At 69.6% G+C, this 15,513-nt stretch carries 14 protein-coding genes and 1 tRNA gene; 4 read left to right on the top strand and 11 right to left on the bottom strand.

Features of this window, described 5'->3' with window-relative positions:
* Positions 1-6: 6 nt before the first annotated feature.
* The 4 genes from ACIF83_RS01175 to ACIF83_RS01190 all read right to left on the bottom strand — a co-directional run bounded on the left by ACIF83_RS01175 (position 7) and on the right by ACIF83_RS01190 (position 4,801).
* Complete coding sequence (locus ACIF83_RS01175) at positions 7-1,434, bottom strand: GH1 family beta-glucosidase (protein ID WP_398138950.1); 1,428 nt, start codon at positions 1,432-1,434, stop codon at positions 7-9.
* 126 nt (positions 1,435-1,560) lie between these two features.
* Positions 1,561-2,454, bottom strand: a complete 894-nt coding sequence (locus tag ACIF83_RS01180) for a carbohydrate ABC transporter permease (protein WP_399722644.1) — start codon at positions 2,452-2,454, stop codon at positions 1,561-1,563.
* Positions 2,451-3,476, bottom strand: coding sequence for a carbohydrate ABC transporter permease (locus ACIF83_RS01185; RefSeq protein WP_393464234.1), 1,026 nt, complete (start codon positions 3,474-3,476; stop codon positions 2,451-2,453). The genes ACIF83_RS01180 and ACIF83_RS01185 overlap by 4 nt, the downstream gene beginning before the upstream one ends.
* On the bottom strand, positions 3,473-4,801 hold the full coding sequence (locus ACIF83_RS01190) for an ABC transporter substrate-binding protein (protein WP_393464237.1): 1,329 nt from the start codon (positions 4,799-4,801) through the stop codon (positions 3,473-3,475). The genes ACIF83_RS01185 and ACIF83_RS01190 overlap by 4 nt, the downstream gene beginning before the upstream one ends.
* A gap of 310 nt (positions 4,802-5,111) precedes the next feature.
* Here ACIF83_RS01190 and ACIF83_RS01195 point away from each other — a divergent pair, with 310 nt between their 5' ends.
* On the top strand, positions 5,112-6,167 hold the full coding sequence (locus tag ACIF83_RS01195) for a LacI family DNA-binding transcriptional regulator (RefSeq protein WP_393464240.1): 1,056 nt from the start codon (positions 5,112-5,114) through the stop codon (positions 6,165-6,167).
* A 106-nt stretch (positions 6,168-6,273) separates the two neighbouring features.
* Here ACIF83_RS01195 and ACIF83_RS01200 read toward each other — a convergent pair.
* The 4 genes from ACIF83_RS01200 to ACIF83_RS01215 all read right to left on the bottom strand — a co-directional run bounded on the left by ACIF83_RS01200 (position 6,274) and on the right by ACIF83_RS01215 (position 9,058).
* Positions 6,274-6,346: transfer RNA gene (locus ACIF83_RS01200), tRNA-His, on the bottom strand.
* A 107-nt stretch (positions 6,347-6,453) separates the two neighbouring features.
* A complete protein-coding gene (gene orn / locus ACIF83_RS01205) occupies positions 6,454-7,056 on the bottom strand; it encodes an oligoribonuclease (RefSeq protein WP_145878042.1) in 603 nt (200 codons plus the stop codon).
* A gap of 145 nt (positions 7,057-7,201) precedes the next feature.
* Positions 7,202-8,422, bottom strand: a complete 1,221-nt coding sequence (locus ACIF83_RS01210; RefSeq protein WP_393464243.1) for a helix-turn-helix domain-containing protein — start codon at positions 8,420-8,422, stop codon at positions 7,202-7,204.
* 378 nt (positions 8,423-8,800) lie between these two features.
* Positions 8,801-9,058, bottom strand: coding sequence for a hypothetical protein (locus ACIF83_RS01215; protein ID WP_399722647.1), 258 nt, complete (start codon positions 9,056-9,058; stop codon positions 8,801-8,803).
* 315 nt (positions 9,059-9,373) lie between these two features.
* Between ACIF83_RS01215 and ACIF83_RS01220 the strand changes: the two genes are divergently transcribed.
* Together ACIF83_RS01220 and ACIF83_RS01225 are read left to right on the top strand one after the other, a co-directional pair.
* Positions 9,374-9,901: a universal stress protein gene (locus ACIF83_RS01220; RefSeq protein WP_393464248.1), complete on the top strand. Its 528-nt coding sequence runs from the start codon at positions 9,374-9,376 to the stop codon at positions 9,899-9,901.
* Between the two features lie 125 nt (positions 9,902-10,026).
* Positions 10,027-10,587 carry a GPR1/FUN34/YaaH family transporter gene (locus tag ACIF83_RS01225; protein ID WP_393464251.1) on the top strand — a complete coding sequence of 187 codons (561 nt, stop codon included), beginning with the start codon at positions 10,027-10,029 and terminating at the stop codon, positions 10,585-10,587.
* Positions 10,588-10,709: 122 nt separating this feature from the next.
* On the opposite strand, the gene glmS is transcribed toward ACIF83_RS01225, so the two are convergent.
* Together glmS and ACIF83_RS01235 are read right to left on the bottom strand one after the other, a co-directional pair.
* A complete protein-coding gene (glmS, locus tag ACIF83_RS01230) occupies positions 10,710-12,527 on the bottom strand; it encodes a glutamine--fructose-6-phosphate transaminase (isomerizing) (RefSeq protein WP_393464254.1) in 1,818 nt (605 codons plus the stop codon).
* A gap of 38 nt (positions 12,528-12,565) precedes the next feature.
* Complete coding sequence (locus ACIF83_RS01235) at positions 12,566-12,823, bottom strand: hypothetical protein (RefSeq protein ID WP_145878051.1); 258 nt, start codon at positions 12,821-12,823, stop codon at positions 12,566-12,568.
* Positions 12,824-12,988: 165 nt separating this feature from the next.
* Between ACIF83_RS01235 and ACIF83_RS01240 the strand changes: the two genes are divergently transcribed.
* Complete coding sequence (locus ACIF83_RS01240; RefSeq protein WP_399722651.1) at positions 12,989-14,557, top strand: purple acid phosphatase family protein; 1,569 nt, start codon at positions 12,989-12,991, stop codon at positions 14,555-14,557.
* 55 nt (positions 14,558-14,612) lie between these two features.
* On the opposite strand, the gene ACIF83_RS01245 is transcribed toward ACIF83_RS01240, so the two are convergent.
* Complete coding sequence (locus tag ACIF83_RS01245) at positions 14,613-15,494, bottom strand: DUF4429 domain-containing protein (RefSeq protein WP_399722653.1); 882 nt, start codon at positions 15,492-15,494, stop codon at positions 14,613-14,615.
* Positions 15,495-15,513 lie beyond the last annotated feature (19 nt).

The following is a 15,513-nucleotide window of genomic DNA, read 5'->3' on the forward strand; positions in this document are numbered from 1 at the left end:
TTCCCGCTAGTGGGCCTGCACCGCCGGCAGCGCCCCCGTCCGGGCCGCCTCGCCGTACCACCGCGCACTCGACTTCGGCGTCCGCTCCAGCGTCGCGTAGTCCACGTACACCGCGCCGAACCGCTTGTCGTAGCCGTACGCCCACTCGAAGTTGTCCAGCAGGGACCACAGGTAGTAGCCGCGCACGTCCGCGCCGTCGGTCAGGGCGCGGCGGACCGCCGAGAGGTGGCCGTGCAGGTAGGCGATGCGCTCGGGGTCGTGCACCCGGCCGTCCGGGTCGGGCTTGTCGTCGTAGGCCGCGCCGTTCTCCGTCACGTACAGCGGCAGCCCCGGCGCCTCCCGCGTGTACCGCATGATCAGCTCGTGCAGGCCCGTCGGGTCGATCGTCCAGCCCATCTCGGTGCGCTCGCCCGGGGTCTGGTGGAACAGCACGTCGTCCGCGGCCGGCCAGGGGGAGTGCTCGCTGGCGCCGTGGCCGTCCGCCCGCGGGCCCCGGACCTTGTCGGGGGCCGCCGAGACCAGGGTCGGCGTGTAGTAGTTCAGGCCGAGCGCGTCCAGCGGCACGTTGATCGCGCTGACGTCGCCGTCGAGGACGTACGACCAGTCGGTGACCGAGGCGGTCGAGGAGAACAGGGTCTCGGGGTAGGCCCCGTGCAGCATCGGGCCGTGGAAGATCCCGTTGGCCAGGTCGTCGATGCGGCGGGCCGCCGCCAGGTCGGCCGGGTCCTGCGAAAGGGGCCGTACCACCGAGGAGTTGAGGCTGACGGCGATCTGGTTGCGGGCCGGCATCACCGAGCGCAGGGCCGTCGCGCCCAGGCCGTGGGCCAGGTTGAGGTGGTGGGCCGCGCGCAAGGAGGCGGCCGGATCGGTACGGCCCGGGGCGTGCACGCCGGAGCCGTAGCCCAGGAAGGCGCTGCACCAGGGCTCGTTGAGGGTGATCCAGTGCTCCACCCGGTCGCCCAGCGCCTCGCCGACCAGCTGCGCGTACTCGGCGAACCGGAGCGCGGTGTCCCGCTCCGGCCAGCCGCCCGCGTCCTCCAGCTCCTGCGGCAGGTCCCAGTGGTAGAGCGTGAGCGCCGGCTTGATCCCGGCGGCCAGCAGCTCGTCCACCAGCCGGCGGTAGAAGTCCAGGCCCACCTGGACCGCCGGCCCCCGCCCGGTCGGCTGCACCCGGGACCAGGAGACGGAGAAGCGGTACGCGTTCAGGCCCAGCTCCGCCATGAGCGCCACGTCGTCGCGGTAGCGGTGGTAGTGGTCGACGGCGATGTCACCGGTCTCGCCGCCGGCCGTCCTGCCCGGCGTATGGCTGAAGGTGTCCCAGATCGAGGGGGTGCGGCCGCCCTCCCGCACCGCCCCCTCGATCTGGTAAGCGGAGGTCGCGGCGCCCCAGAGAAAGGCGGGAGGGAAAGTCACGGACGTAACGGGTTCAGGCATGGAAGCGCTCCCATTGAGGTCGTGGAAGACCGACGAGACGAGTGGGGTGGAGAGAGGGAGGAGAGCAGGGAGGAAGAGGAAGGGGGCCGGGGCGGCGGTGGCCCGGCCCCCTCGGGGGAGGCGGGTTCAGCCCTTGATCGCGCCCTGCATGATCCCGCCCACGATCTGCTTGCCGAACAGCAGGAAGGCGATCAGCAGCGGCAGCGTGCCGAGCAGCGCACCTGCCATGATCACCGCCTGGTCCGGGACATAGCCGGTGCCGAGCGAGTTCAGGGCCACCTGCACGGTCGGGTTCTGCTGGTTCAGGGCGATGATCGGCCACAGGAAGTCGTTCCACGCGAACACGAAGGTCAGCAGGCCGAGCACGGCCATCGCGGGCCGGGCGGCCGGGAACACCACGTGCCACACGATCCGGATGCTGCTCGCCCCGTCCACCCGGGCCGCCTCGATCAGCTCCGACGGCAGCGCCTGCACCAGGTACTGCCGCATGAAGAACGTGCCGAACGCCGTCACCAGGCTCGGCAGGACCACCGTCTGCAGCTGGTTCGACCAGCCGAAGTCCGCCATCCACAGGTACAGCGGTACGACGGCCAGCTGCGGCGGGATCATCATCGTGCCGATGGTCAGCAGCAACAGCAGGCCGGAGAACCGGAACCGCAGCTTGGCGAAGGCGAAGCCGGCCAGCGTGGCGAACAGCACCGTGCTCACCGTGATCGTGCCCGCCACGATCACCGAGTTGAACATCGCCGTGCCGAGCCCCGCCTGGTCCCAGGCGGCCTGCATGTTCTTGAACAGGTTGCCGCCGAACCACAGCGGCGGCGGAGTCTGGGCGAGCCGCCGGTCGGTGCGCGAGGCCGCGATCGCCGTCCACACCAGCGGGGCCAGCGAGGCCAGCGCGAAGATCGTCAGGACGATGTACGTCACCGGGCCCGCGTGCAGCTGCTTGCCGGCGCCCATCCCCCGGCGACGCTTCATCTTCGGCGCCTTCGTCGTGGGCAGCGTCAGTTCACTGGTCGTCATTGGGACTTCCTCAGCCGTCGGGTGAGCAGCAGATTGACCGCGGCGACGATCAGCAGGATCAGGAACATCGACCAGGCGATCGCGGACGCCTTGCCGAGGTTGCCGATGATCCAGCCCTGGTCGTACATGTACAGACCGAGCGTCTGGTACTGGTGCTCGGAGCCGCCCTTGGACCCGCTGACCCCGCCGAACAGCAGGACCTCACCGAAGAGCTGGGTCGCGCCGATGGTGGAGACGACGATCGTGAACAGGATCGTGGGCCGCAGCTGCGGGATCGTCACATGCCGGAACTGCTGCCAGCGGTTGGCGCCGTCGAGCGCCGCCGACTCGTACAGATCCGTCGGGATCGCCTGCATCGCGGCCAGATAGATCAGCGCGTTGTAACCGGTCCACCGCCAGATCACGATCGTCGACACCGCGAACTGCGAACCCCAGTCGGACTCACGCCAGTTGACGGGATCGACCCCGACGAAGTGGAGGATCCAGTTGATCATGCCGCCGTCCCACGAGTACAGCAGCGTGAACACCAGGGTCGCGGCGGCCACCGAGGTGGCGTACGGGGTCAGCATCACGACCCGCCACACGGTCGAGCCGCGCAGCCTGTAGTTCAGCAGGTGGGCGAGGCCGAGCGCGGCCAGCAGCTGCGGAACCGTGGAGATCAGACCGATGGTGACCGTGTTCTTCAGGGCGTTCCAGAAGAAGTCCGAGGACAACAGGTTCTGGTAGTTGTCCAGGCCCGCCCAGGTCTGGTGGTCCAGCGTCGACAGCTGGACGTTGTGCAGCGAGTACCAGGCCGTGTAGAGCAGCGGGACCAGTGTGAAGGCCCCGAACAGGACGAAGAAGGGGGCGACGAACGCGTACGGCGACGCCTTCATGTCCCAGCGGTACAGCCGGCTGCGCCAGGAGTCGGTGCCCGCCGGCGTACCGCGACCGTGAGCGCCCCGGGCCGCGCCCGGCGGGGTGCCGGGCGCGGCCTCGGCGCTCGACGCGGGGTGCGCGAGAGCCTGCTTGGAGCTGGTCACTGGCCGAGCACGTCCTTGATCTCCTTGGACGCGGCGTCCCAGCCCTCGGCGGGGGACTTGCCCTTCTGCTCGACCTGGAGGATGCCGATGTCGCTGATCGCGTTGTCGATCGGCTTGTCCTTGGCGCCGAGGGGCTGCGCGGGGATGGTCTTCGCCGAGTCGGAGAAGATCTGGGTGATCGGCGCGCCGGAGAAGTACGCCGTGGTGTCGGCCTGCGGCTTCAGGGTCGGGTACACCGACGGGCTCGACGGGAAGCTGGCCTGCTTGGCGAAGACCTTCGCCTGCTGCTCGGGCGCGGTCAGCCACTTCGCCAGCGCGACGGCCTCCTTCTGGTGCTTGGTCGCGGTCGGCACGCCGAGGAAGGAGCCGCCCCAGTTGGAGGCCGCCGGCGCCGCCGCCACGTCCCACTTGCCCTTGCCGGAGTCACCGGACTTCTGCTCGATGTAGCCGATCATCCAGGCCGGGCAGGCGATGGAGGCGAAGGTGCCGTTGGCGAAGCCCTGGTCCCACGTCGGGTCGAACTGCTTCAGCTTCGCCGACATGTTGCTGGTCGCGACGCTCATGGCGGCGTCCCAGGACTTCTTCACGCCCTCGGACTTGTCCCAGACGGGGTTGCCGTCCTTGTCGTAGTACCGCTCGCTGGCACCGCCCACCGCCGCGTTGTAGACGGAGGAGGCCGAGTCCACGAACTTGGTGCCCTTGGGCGCCTTCTTCATGTACTGCTTGCCGACGTCGACGTACTTGCTCCAGTCGCCCTTCCACAGCTCGGCGAGCTTGGTCCGGTCGGTCGGCAGCCCCGCCTTCTGGAAGAGGTCCTTCCGGTAGCAGATGGCCATCGGCCCGATGTCGGTCCCGAGCCCGATGAGCTTGCCGTCCTTGGTGGTGGCCTGGGCGTTCTTCCAGTCCAGCCACTGCGACTTGTCGACCTCCTTGCCGAGGTCGACGAACTTGTTCCCCTGGGTCTGGACGGCCTCGGTGATGTTGCCGACCTCGATGGCCTGGATGTCGTCGGTGCCGGCGCCGGCCTGGAGGCGGGTGAGCACCTTCGGCCAGTACACGTCGGTACGGGTGGTGACGTTCTCCTTGATGTTGATGTTCGGGTGGAGCTTCATGTACTCGTCGTAGAGGCCGGCCTGCTTGTAGCCGAAGACGCCGAAGGTCCCGATGGTCAGCGTGATCTTGCCCTTGCCACTGCCGTTGCCGCCGTCCGCGTTCGACGAGCCGTCGTCCGAGTCGTTGGCGCAGCCGGCCAACAGCCCTGTGGTCAGCGCGGCGACGGCCACGAAGGCCCCCAGCCTGCGGGACCGGCGGATGCTCGTGCGCATTGCGTCCTCCTGTTGCCTGACGTGCCGACCCCCCGGCCAACTGCATGGTTGGGCCCGTTCTTACTCGCTGCGGCTCGGGCGGGGAACGTGCGGGACGTGTATGTGTCAGGTACTGTGGGAGCGCTCCCACCAGTGATGTGTTGAAGAGTCGTCGGTTCGGGGCGGGGTGTCAAGGGACCGGACGCCGAGTGATGTGTTCAGTTATCTGAGCGTTAACTGGCCTTCCCCGGAGGTCCGGTGCCGCTCGCCGCTCTGGCCAGGACTGTTAGATTCCAGCCAGCCGGATGTTGGTGCGAGGGAGGCGGAGCCCATGGCAAGCCACGGAGCGCGGGGCCGGAGCGGGGGGCGGCCCACGCTCGAGGAGGTGGCCGCCCGGGCCGGGGTCGGCCGGGGCACGGTCTCACGGGTGATCAACGGCTCGCCCCGGGTCAGTGAGGCGACCCGGGCGGCGGTCGAGGCGGCGGTCGCCGAACTCGGCTACGTGCCCAACACGGCGGCCCGCGCCCTCGCGGCCAACCGCACGGACGCCATCGCGCTGGTCGTCCCCGAGCCGGAGACCCGGTTCTTCGCGGAGCCGTACTTCTCGGACATGCTGCGCGGTGTCGGCAGCGAGCTGTCCGAGACGGAGATGCAGCTGCTGCTGATCTTCGCGGGCAGCGACCGGGAGCGGCAGCGTCTCGCGCAGTATCTGGCGGCCCACCGGGTGGACGGGGTGCTGCTGGTCTCGGTGCACGCCGACGACCCGCTGCCCGACCTGCTCGCCCAGTTGGAGATCCCGGCGGTGATCAGCGGACCGCGCTCGGCCAAGGAGACGCTCACCTCGGTGGACTCGGACAACTACGGCGGTGGCCGCTCGGCCGTGGAGCACCTGCTCTCCCGGGGCCGCCGCAGGATCGCCCACATCACCGGCCGCCTCGACGTCTACGGCGCCCAGCGTCGCGTCGACGGCTACCGCGACGCCCTGCGGGACGCGGGCCGGGAGGTGGACGAACTCCTCGTCGAGCCGGGGGACTTCACCGAGGAGGGCGGTCGGCGGGCGATGACCACGCTGCTGGAGCGCTACTCCGACCTGGACGCGGTCTTCGCCGGCTCCGACGTCATGGCGGCGGGTGCCCGCCAGGTGCTGCGCGAGGCGGGCCGCCGGATCCCGGACGACGTGGCGCTGGTCGGTTACGACGACTCGGCCATCGCCCGCCACATGGACCCGCCGCTGACCAGTGTGCGCCAGCCCATCGAGGAGATGGGCCGCGCGATGATCGACCTGCTGCTCACGGAGATAGCCGACCGTCGCCCGGCCGTGTCCCGGGGGCTGGAGCGGCGGCATGCGGTGCTGCCGACGGATCTGGTGGTGCGGGCGTCGTCGTGACGCACGTCACGGTGCGGGGCTGCCCCCCCCAGGGGGGGCAGCAGGCACCGGAAAACGAATCAGCCGGTGACCCGTCTTGCGACGGAGTCACCGGCTGATTACTCAGGGTGAGTGACGGGACTCGAACCCGCGGCATCCTGGACCACAACCAGGTGCTCTACCAGCTGAGCTACACCCACCATGACCAGTCGTTGACTTGGTGGTTTCCCCGACCGGCCGAGAAGAAGTCTACAGGGTCCGAGGGGGTGCTCGCGCACAGGTTTTCGCGGGGGCTTCCCAGACGGTCCTACTGCGCGGGCAGGACGTGCTTGGCGGCGATCGTCCTGGCGGTGTCGGAGTCCGGGCCGGGCTGCGGGACGAAGACGGCCTCGCGGTAGTAGCGCAGCTCGGCGATCGACTCGCGGATGTCGGCGAGGGCGCGGTGGTTGCCGTTCTTCTCCGGGCTGTTGAAGTACGCCCGCGGGTACCAGCGGCGGGCCAGCTCCTTGATGCTGGAGACATCCACGATCCGGTAGTGGAGGTAGTCCTCCAGGGTCGGCATGTCCCGCAGCAGGAAGCCGCGGTCGGTGCCGACGGAGTTGCCGCACAGCGGGGCCTTGCCGGGCTCCTTCACCCACTGCCGTACATACGCCAGCACCTGCTCCTCGGCGTCGGCCAGCGTCGTGCCCCCGGCCAGCTCGTCGAGGAGGCCGGACGCGGTGTGCATCTGACGCACCACCTCCGGCATCGTCTCCAGAGCCGAGTCCGGCGGACGGATGACGATGTCCACCCCCTCGCCCAGTACGTTCAGCTCGGAGTCGGTGACGAGGGCGGCCACCTCGATGAGAGCGTCGTCGGACAGCGAGAGGCCGGTCATCTCGCAGTCGATCCACACCATGCGATCGTTCATGCGACCACCCTAAAGCTGACGTCCGCTTTTGGGATGCCCCGTGTCGGTGCGGGACTCGCCGGGGGCTGCCGCCCCGGGGCCGGGACACAGCAAGACGGAGAGGGGCGGGTGTGTGCCCGCCCCCCTCTGTCTGTGTGCGCCTCGTTCAGTGGCCGGTGCGCGGCCCCGGCAGCAGGCTCACCGCGCCCGCGGTCTGGCGCCGGGTCTGCATCGGCACCGCGCTCTCCCGCTCCGGGTGCAGCACGGCGGGCGGTGCGCCCATCGGGCCGTGGCCGGGCAGGCCGACGGGTGCGCCCGTCGGGCCGGACGGGGTCATCGGCGGCTCGGTGTCACCGTGCCGCTCGCCCTGCGGCCGCCGGGCGCGGTAGGCGGCCCGGTAGGCGGCGGGGGACGAGCCGAGCTGGCGGCGGAAGTGCCCGCGCAGCGCGACCGGTGAGCGGAAGCCGCAGCGGCCCGCCACCTCGTCCACCGAGTAGTCCGACGTCTCCAACAGCCGCTGCGCCTGCAGCACCCGCTGGGTGATCAGCCACTGCAGCGGTGCGCTGCCGGTGAGCGAGCGGAACCGGCGGTCGAACGTACGGCGGCTCATGTAGGCGCGTGCCGCCAGTGTCTCCACGTCGAACTGCTCGTGGAGGTGTTCCAGCGCCCAGGCGACGACCTCGGCGAGCGGGTCGGCGCCGATCTCCTCGGGTAAAGACCTGTCGAGATAGCGCTCCTGACCGCCGCTGCGGCGCGGCGGGACCACCAGCCGGCGGGCCAGCGCGCCGGCCGCCTCGTTGCCGTGGTCGGTCCGCACGATGTGCAGACACAGGTCGATCCCCGCGGCCGTACCGGCGGAGGTCAGTACGTCTCCGTCGTCGACGAACAGTTCGCGCGGATCCACATGCACCGACGGATAGCGCTTGGCCAGCGTCGGTGCGTACATCCAGTGTGTGGTCGCCGGGCGGCCGTCCAGCAGTCCGGCCGCGGCCAGGACGAACGCCCCGGTGCACAGCCCGACGATACGGGCACCCTCCTCATGCGCACGGCGCAGCGCGTCGAGCGCTTCCTCCGGCGGCGGTGAGGTGATCGAGCGCCAGGCCGGTACGACGACCGTCCCTGCGCGTGAGATCGCCTCGAGCCCATGCGGTGCGGTGAGTTCCAGGCCCCCTGTGGTCCGCAGTGGGCCTTCCTCGCCGGCGCTCACCAGCAGTCGGTAGCGCGGCACGCCGGCGTCCTGGCGGTCGATCCCGAACACCGACAGCGGAATGGAACTCTCGAAGATGGGGCCGCCGCTGAACAGCAGCACCGCGACGATCTCCTTGCGGCGTCGCCCGGAAAGTTTCCGGGCCGCGGCTTCCGGTGCGGCAGTGGAGTCGTGGCTCATCCTGCTAAGCCCCCCTCGGTGGTCGCGGCTCCTCGGTTGTGTCGCTCCTGCACGTTTCCCCTCGGTCCTGCACGAGTCCCCCGCCGTAAGACAGTCAAGATCGAATCTACTGGCTACCGCGGTCTCACGGTGGCCGGTTAGACACGCCGCACATTGTCGACATGACAACTTGGCGTGAAGCATTCGATCACGAAGGGTTGCACTCGTGGGCCGTGCAGGGAAGTGCGCCTTGTCGCAGTGGCCAAACCGCGTAGGGTGCGCGGGTCCGCCCAGACCCTTTCCGTGCAGGTGGAACGGGGGTTGGGGGGTAGGTGGGACCCCCTCGGGGCGGTACCCAGAAGTTGGCCGAAAAGAGGCGTTCAGAGGCGCAAAAACCGGTCAGTCGACCGGTGTCTTCTGCTTGGTGTGACGTCCGCCTCTTTGCGTGGTGCAACGCTCGGACCACCGCAGCAGGACGCGGCAGGCGGCCGTGACGGCGGCGAGGCCGAGGGCGGTGCCGGCGGCGCCGGCGAGCGAGGTGCCGTACCAGAGGAGGATCACGGGTACGAGGACGCAGCTGAAGGCGGCCCAGCGGATCACGTCGCTCGTGGTGTCCGGGGCGGGGTGCGGGTCGGAGGTGGAGCGGGGTCCGGACATCTCGTACTCCCTGTGGCGGTGACTCTCCGGGTTCAACGCCTGTTCGATCGGTCGGTCACCGGCCGTCGTTCCGGGAATCCTGTGCAAACCGCCTGTACGGGGCAGCAACCATTGCGTTACGGGCGCTGCTCGTGCATGCTCCGGGGAACCCCTACGGACACCGGGGGGCTGCTTACGGAGCGTGTGCGGGATCTGGGCAGAGGAGGCGTGCCGCCGTACCCTTGGGGGTATGGGGTTGGGAAGACGAATCCCGGACACAGCTCCGCCACCCGATGTCACCCCCCACCCACAAAGGATCACAACGCCGAGACAGCCATGGCCGGTCACGAATTCTTCGAACCCGCGGACCGCAAGCGGCCCGTCGCCGATCCCACGGCGGCCGATCCCCTCGCGGCGGAAGAGTCAAGCCCTTCCTGCGACCCCGCCTTCAAGCACGGTGTGGTCGTCGGCTTCGACGGCTCGACGTCCAGCGAGCGCGCCCTCGCCTACGCCATCGGCATGGCCCACCGCTCCGGCTCGGGCCTGATCATCGTCCATGTGGCCAACCGGCTGCCCACCACGGTGTGGGCCGGCTGCGAGCCGCCCGTCTTCGTCGACGTGCCGGACCACCGCACCGAGGTGCTGGGTCTGGAACTGGCCTGCGCGGACTATCTGGCCGAGGTGCCCTGGATCCTGGTCGAGCGCGGCGGTGACATCTGCCACGAGCTCGAAGAGGTGGGGCGGGAGTACGAGGCCGACGCGATCGTGGTCGGCTCGACGCACGGCATCGTGGGCCGGATCTTCGGCTCCGTGGCCGGCCGGCTCGCCAAGCGTGCGCAGCGGCCCGTCATCGTCATTCCCTGACCTTCCGACACTCTGTCAACTCCCTTGGTACAGCGCGAAACTACTCGCGCGTAGAGGTGTTTGTGCCCTTGTGAAGGGCATATACCGGTCACCGCGCAACTGCACATGCATGAAGGGAGCCCGCCGTGGACAACGACGTCTCCGCGGGAAGCGGAAACACCACCGTGGTCGGCCGACTCGCCCTGGGTGTCACCCTGTTGGCGTTCGGGCTCGGTACCACCGGCGTGATCGACGGCGTGGGGGCATCCGACGCCGTGTCACTGGCTCATTACCTGGGCGGCGTCGCCCTCTTCCTCGTCGGTCTCCTGGCCTTCCGTGCCGGTGACAGCGCCTCCGGCACCGGCTTCGTCGCCCTCGGCGCGCTCTGGTTCACCTGGGCCGTCGCGGGTCAGATGTCGGCCAACGCGGCCGGCCTCTTCCTGCTGCTGTTCGCCCTCGTGGCGCTCACCCTGACCCTCGCGGGCGGGGACACCCTGGGTCAGGTCATGCACGGGCTGCTGTTCCTGGCGATGCTGGTGCTCGCCGTCGCGGCCTTCGCCGACAGCTCCTCTCTCGCGAAGGTCGGCGGCTGGGTGGCCGCGGTCTCCGGCGCGGTCGCCTGGTACGCGGCGACGGCAGCGCTGGCCCACTGGCCGACGGCGCTTCCCGGGCGTGCCGCCCGCCGGGGGGTGACGGCCACCGGCTGATCCGCAGCGGCACTGAAAGGACCCCCACGTGATGGGTGGCACACGTGGGGGTCCGTTCTGTTGTTCGCGCCTGTGCGGGTGAGTGGGGGTTGCTCGCGCAGTTCCCCGCGCCCCTCAGGGAGTTACTCGACCGTTACTGACTTCGCGAGGTTCCTCGGCTTGTCGATGTCTCGCCCGAGGACCTTTGCCGTGTGGTACGACAGCAGCTGGAGCGGGATGCCCATGAGGATCGGGTCCAGCTCGTCCTCGTTCTTCGGGACGACGATCGTCTCGTCGGCCTTCTCCTGGCGCTGGTGGGCCACCGCGAGGATCTTGCCGCTGCGGGCCTTGATCTCCTCCAGGGCCGCGCGGTTCTTCTCCAGGAGGTCGTCGTCGGGGACGATCGCCACCGTGGGCAGGGCGGGCTCGATGAGGGCCAGCGGGCCGTGCTTCAGCTCGGAGGCGGGGTAGGCCTCGGCGTGGATGTAGGAGACCTCCTTGAGCTTCAGGGAGGCCTCGCGGGCCACCGGGTAGCCCCGGACGCGGCCGATGAAGAGCATCGAGCGGGCGTCGGCGTACTGCTCCGCCAGCTTCCGGATCTCCTCCTCCTGCTCCAGGATCTCGGAGATCTGACCCGGCAGCCTGCGCAGGCCGTCGATGATCCGCTTGCCGTCGCGGACCGAGAGGTCACGGGTGCGGCCGAGGTGCAGGGCGAGCAGGGCGAAGGCGACCGTGGTGTTGGTGAAGCACTTCGTGGAGACCACGCAGACCTCGGGGCCGGCGTGCACGTAGATGCCGCCGTCGGCCTCGCGGGCGATCGCGGACCCGACCACGTTGACCACGCCGAGCACCCGGGCGCCCTTGCGCTTCAGCTCCTGGACGGCGGCGAGGACGTCGTACGTCTCACCGGACTGGGAGACCGCGACGTAGAGGGTGTCGGGGTCCACGACCGCGTTGCGGTAGCGGAACTCGGAAGCCGGCTCGGCGTCGGCGGGGATGCGGGCCAGCTCCTCGATCATCTGGGCGCCGATCATGCCCGCGTGGTACGAGGTGCCGCAGCCGAGGATCTTCACGCGGCGGATCTTGCGTGCCTCGCGGGCGTCCAGGTTCAGGCCGCCGAGGTGCACGGTGGAGAAGCGGTCGTCGATGCGGCCGCGCAGCACGCGGTCCACGGCCTCGGCCTGCTCGTGGATCTCCTTGTGCATGTACGTGTCGTGGCCGCCCATGTCGTAGGAGGCCGCCTCCCACTCCACGGTGGTCGGCTCGGCCGTCGTACGGGTGCCCTCGGTGGTGTAGGTGCGGAAGTCGTCGGCCTTGAGGGTGGCCATCTCGCCGTCGTCCAGCGTCACTATCTGCCGGGTGTGGGCGACCAGGGCGGCGATGTCCGATGCGACGAACATCTCCTTCTCACCGATGCCGAGGACGACCGGGGAGCCGTTGCGGGCCACCACGATGCGGTCGGAGAAGTCGGCGTGCATGACCGCGATGCCGTAGGTGCCCTCGACGACCCGGAGGGTCTCGCGGACCTTGTCCTCCAGCTTCTCGGCCTGCGAGCGGGCGATCAGGTGGACGAGCACCTCGGTGTCGGTCTCGGAGAGGAACTCGACACCGTCCGCCTCCAGCTTGCGGCGCAGGTCGGAGGCGTTGTCGATGATGCCGTTGTGCACGACGGCGACCTTCTGGTCGGCCGACATGTGCGGGTGGGCGTTGACGTCGGAGGGGGCGCCGTGGGTGGCCCAGCGGGTGTGGGCGATACCGGTGGTGCCCTTGAAACGCGCGGGGACCTTGGCCTCCAGGTCGCGCACCCGGCCCTTGGCCTTGACCATCTTCAGGCCGGCCGTCTTCGGGGAGGTGACGACGATGCCCGCGGAGTCGTAGCCGCGGTACTCCAGGCGCTGCAGGCCCTCCAGGAGCAGGGGCGCCACGTCACGCTTCCCGATGTATCCGACAATTCCGCACATATATAGGTATTCCTCAGTCCGTGGTTCCTGGCTGGTTCTCAGCCGTAGACCATGCGGCGCAGCTGCCGGAGCGTCAGCTCCGGCGGTGCGACCGCCCGGTATTTCAGGTCCGCCTCGATCCGTTCGAAGATCTCCGTGTTCTGCAGGCCCTGGACCTGCAGTTCTCGGTGGCGGCGACGGACGTAGTCCTGCGTCGTCTCGTCGAAGTAGGCGAGCACGTCCTGTATCACCCGCAGCGCCTCGCCCCGGTTCAGGGGCGTGGACCGCGTCAGATGATCGACAAGTTCCTCGTGCACCCGGTAGATCCTGGGCCACCAGCGCGAGTTTCGCAAGAATCGTGCCCGATTCCGGGCAAGCGTCTGTTGAAACTCTTATGGGGCTCTGTTCGCAAGCTGTCCATCCTGCGTCTTGTGCTGCGTCGCCCGGACCCACGAGTTTCAGACGCCATGGACATTCCTCGTATGGGAGTACCCGAGAAGCTGGCCGAGCGCATGAGCATGGCCGAGCAGCATGAGTACCTGCGCGCCAGATTCTCGCGGCGCACCATGATCAGAGGCGGTGCCGTCACTCTGGGCGCCGTCACGGGCGGCGCGTTCATACCGGGCGGCACCGCCCAGGCCGCCGTACCGACCCAGCGCACCGCCTCCGCCACCGAGGAGGTCGACGGTGCCCTCGTCGCCCCCTTCGGTCGCCACCTCGCCTTCGGTGGCGACCCGCGCACCGAGATGACCGTCTCCTGGCAGGTCCCGGTCGCCGTCAAGAACCCCTTCATCCGCATCGGCGCCAGCCCCTGGGACCTCTCCCGCAAGATCGAGGCCGAGGTCCGCAGCCTCTACACCCCGGCCGGTGTCGGCGCGAGCGGCGACCACACGCAGTACTACCTGCACGCCCAGCTCGCCCACCTGCGCCCCGGCAGGACGTACTACTACGGCGTCGGCCACGACGGCTTCGACCCGGCCGAGCGGCACCTGCTGGGCACCCTGGGCACCTTCACCACCGCCCCCGCCCGCAGCGAGCCGTTCACCTTCACCGCCTTCGGCGACCAGGGCGTCAGCTACCACGCCCTGGCCAACGACAGCCTGATCCTCGGCCAGAACCCGGCCTTCCACCTGCACGCCGGCGACATCGCCTACGGTGACCCGTCCGGCGCGGGCAAGACCACCGACACCGGGTACGACTCGCGCACCTGGGACCAGTTCCTGTACCAGACCGAGTCGGTCGCCAAGCAGATCCCGTGGATGGTCTCCTACGGAAACCACGACATGGAGGCCTGGTACTCGCCCAACGGTTACGGCGGCGAGGAAGCCCGCTGGACCCTCCCGGACAACGGCCCGGACCCGGAGAACCTCCCGGGCGTCTACTCCTTCGTCTACGGCAACACGGCGATCATCTCGCTGGACCCCAACGACATCTCCTTCGAGATCCCGGCGAACCTGGGCATTTCTGGTGGAACCCAGACCAAGTGGTTCGAGGCCCAGCTGAAGAAGTTCCGGGCCTGCGACGACATCGACTTCGTCATCGTGTTCTTCCACCACTGCGCGTACTGCACGTCCAAGGCGCACGCCTCGGAGGGGGGCGTGCGCCAGGAGTGGGTGCCGCTGTTCGACAAGTACCAGGTGGACCTGGTCATCAACGGCCACAACCACCAGTACGAGCGCACCGACGTCATCAAGGGCGGCGAGGTCACCAAGAAGCTGCCCATCGGCGGCACCGCCTACCCCGAGACCGAGGGCGTGGTCTACGTCACCGCCGGTGCGGCGGGCCGCAGCCTGTACGCCTTCACGGCCCCGGACTCCTACGAGGGGAACGAGAACGAGGTCGACTCCGTGTCCTCGTTCATCTGCCTCAAGGACGGAGCCCGGCAGCCCGAGACCGTCACCTGGTCGCGCGTCCGCTACCTGAACTACTCCTTCCTGCGCGTGGACGTCACCCCCGCGTCGAAGGGCCGCTACACCACCCTGAAGGTCCAGGGCATCGCCGAGACCGGTGACCGGATCGACCACTTCACGGTGGCGCGCCGGGCCAAGTAGGTCCACGCCCACGCCCGGAAGGCAGGGCGTGACGTCTCCGGGAGCAGGCGGTCCGCTACATGCGTCGCAGGACCGCCTGCTTGGCCAGGGCGAACTCCTCGTCCGTCAGCACTCCCGAGCGGTGCAGCTCGCCCAGCTCGCGCAGCCGCCGCAGCAGCGCGTCGTGGTCGTCCTCCGCGGGGGACGCCTTCGTGAGCCGCGGCGGCTCGGGGTGTACGTCCGTCTCGGCGGGCGGCGCCGACGGGTGCGGCAGCCGGGCCTGCACGGCGGCCGCGACCAGGGCCATCAGCGGGTCCCGCTTGAAGCCCCACAGCTCGACGGCGTTGGGGTCGTACTTCGCCGGTGCGGTGGCGGGCGCGCCGCGCACGGTGAAGCGCAGATGGCCGTTCTCCAGGCCCGCCGCAGGCTGCCACTCCACGGCCGTGATCTCGCCGAGCGGGATCGTGCGGGGCCCGGTGGCGGCCTTCGCGTCCTCCGTCTTCCAGTTCCACTCCAGCCGCACCTGCTCGCCGTCGAAGCCCGCCGTGCCGTCCCCGGCCGAGGCGGACAGCGGCACGGACGGCCCCGGCAGCAGGTACTCGGCGACCGGGTCCGGCGAAACCCCGTCCAGCAGCAGAGTGTTGCGGACCTCGTCCGCGAAGTACTCGGCGACGCCGTACCGGTCGGACTCCACGGTCAGCTGATAGGGGTCGTGCGGCTCGGCGAGCCGGCCGCCGGTGGCGTGCAGCAGCGGGTCGGCGCCGTCGCGCAGCCGCAGCCTCAGCCGCCCGGACTTCTTCCCCTGCTCGAACGAGACCCCGGCCAACGCTCCCAGCGGTACGACGAATTCACCCAGCGTGCTGCGCAGCAGACCGGTGTTCCTGTCCCGGCCCGGGGTCAGCCTGAGCGCGTCGCCGACGAAGGCCCAGGTGCCGTCCTTCTGGATGATTTCCGCCATGCGGGGATTGTTTCACCGG

Origin of the sequence: Streptomyces sp. NPDC085866, from assembly GCF_044541035.1 — a bacterium.
GTDB lineage: Bacteria > Actinomycetota > Actinomycetes > Streptomycetales > Streptomycetaceae > Streptomyces.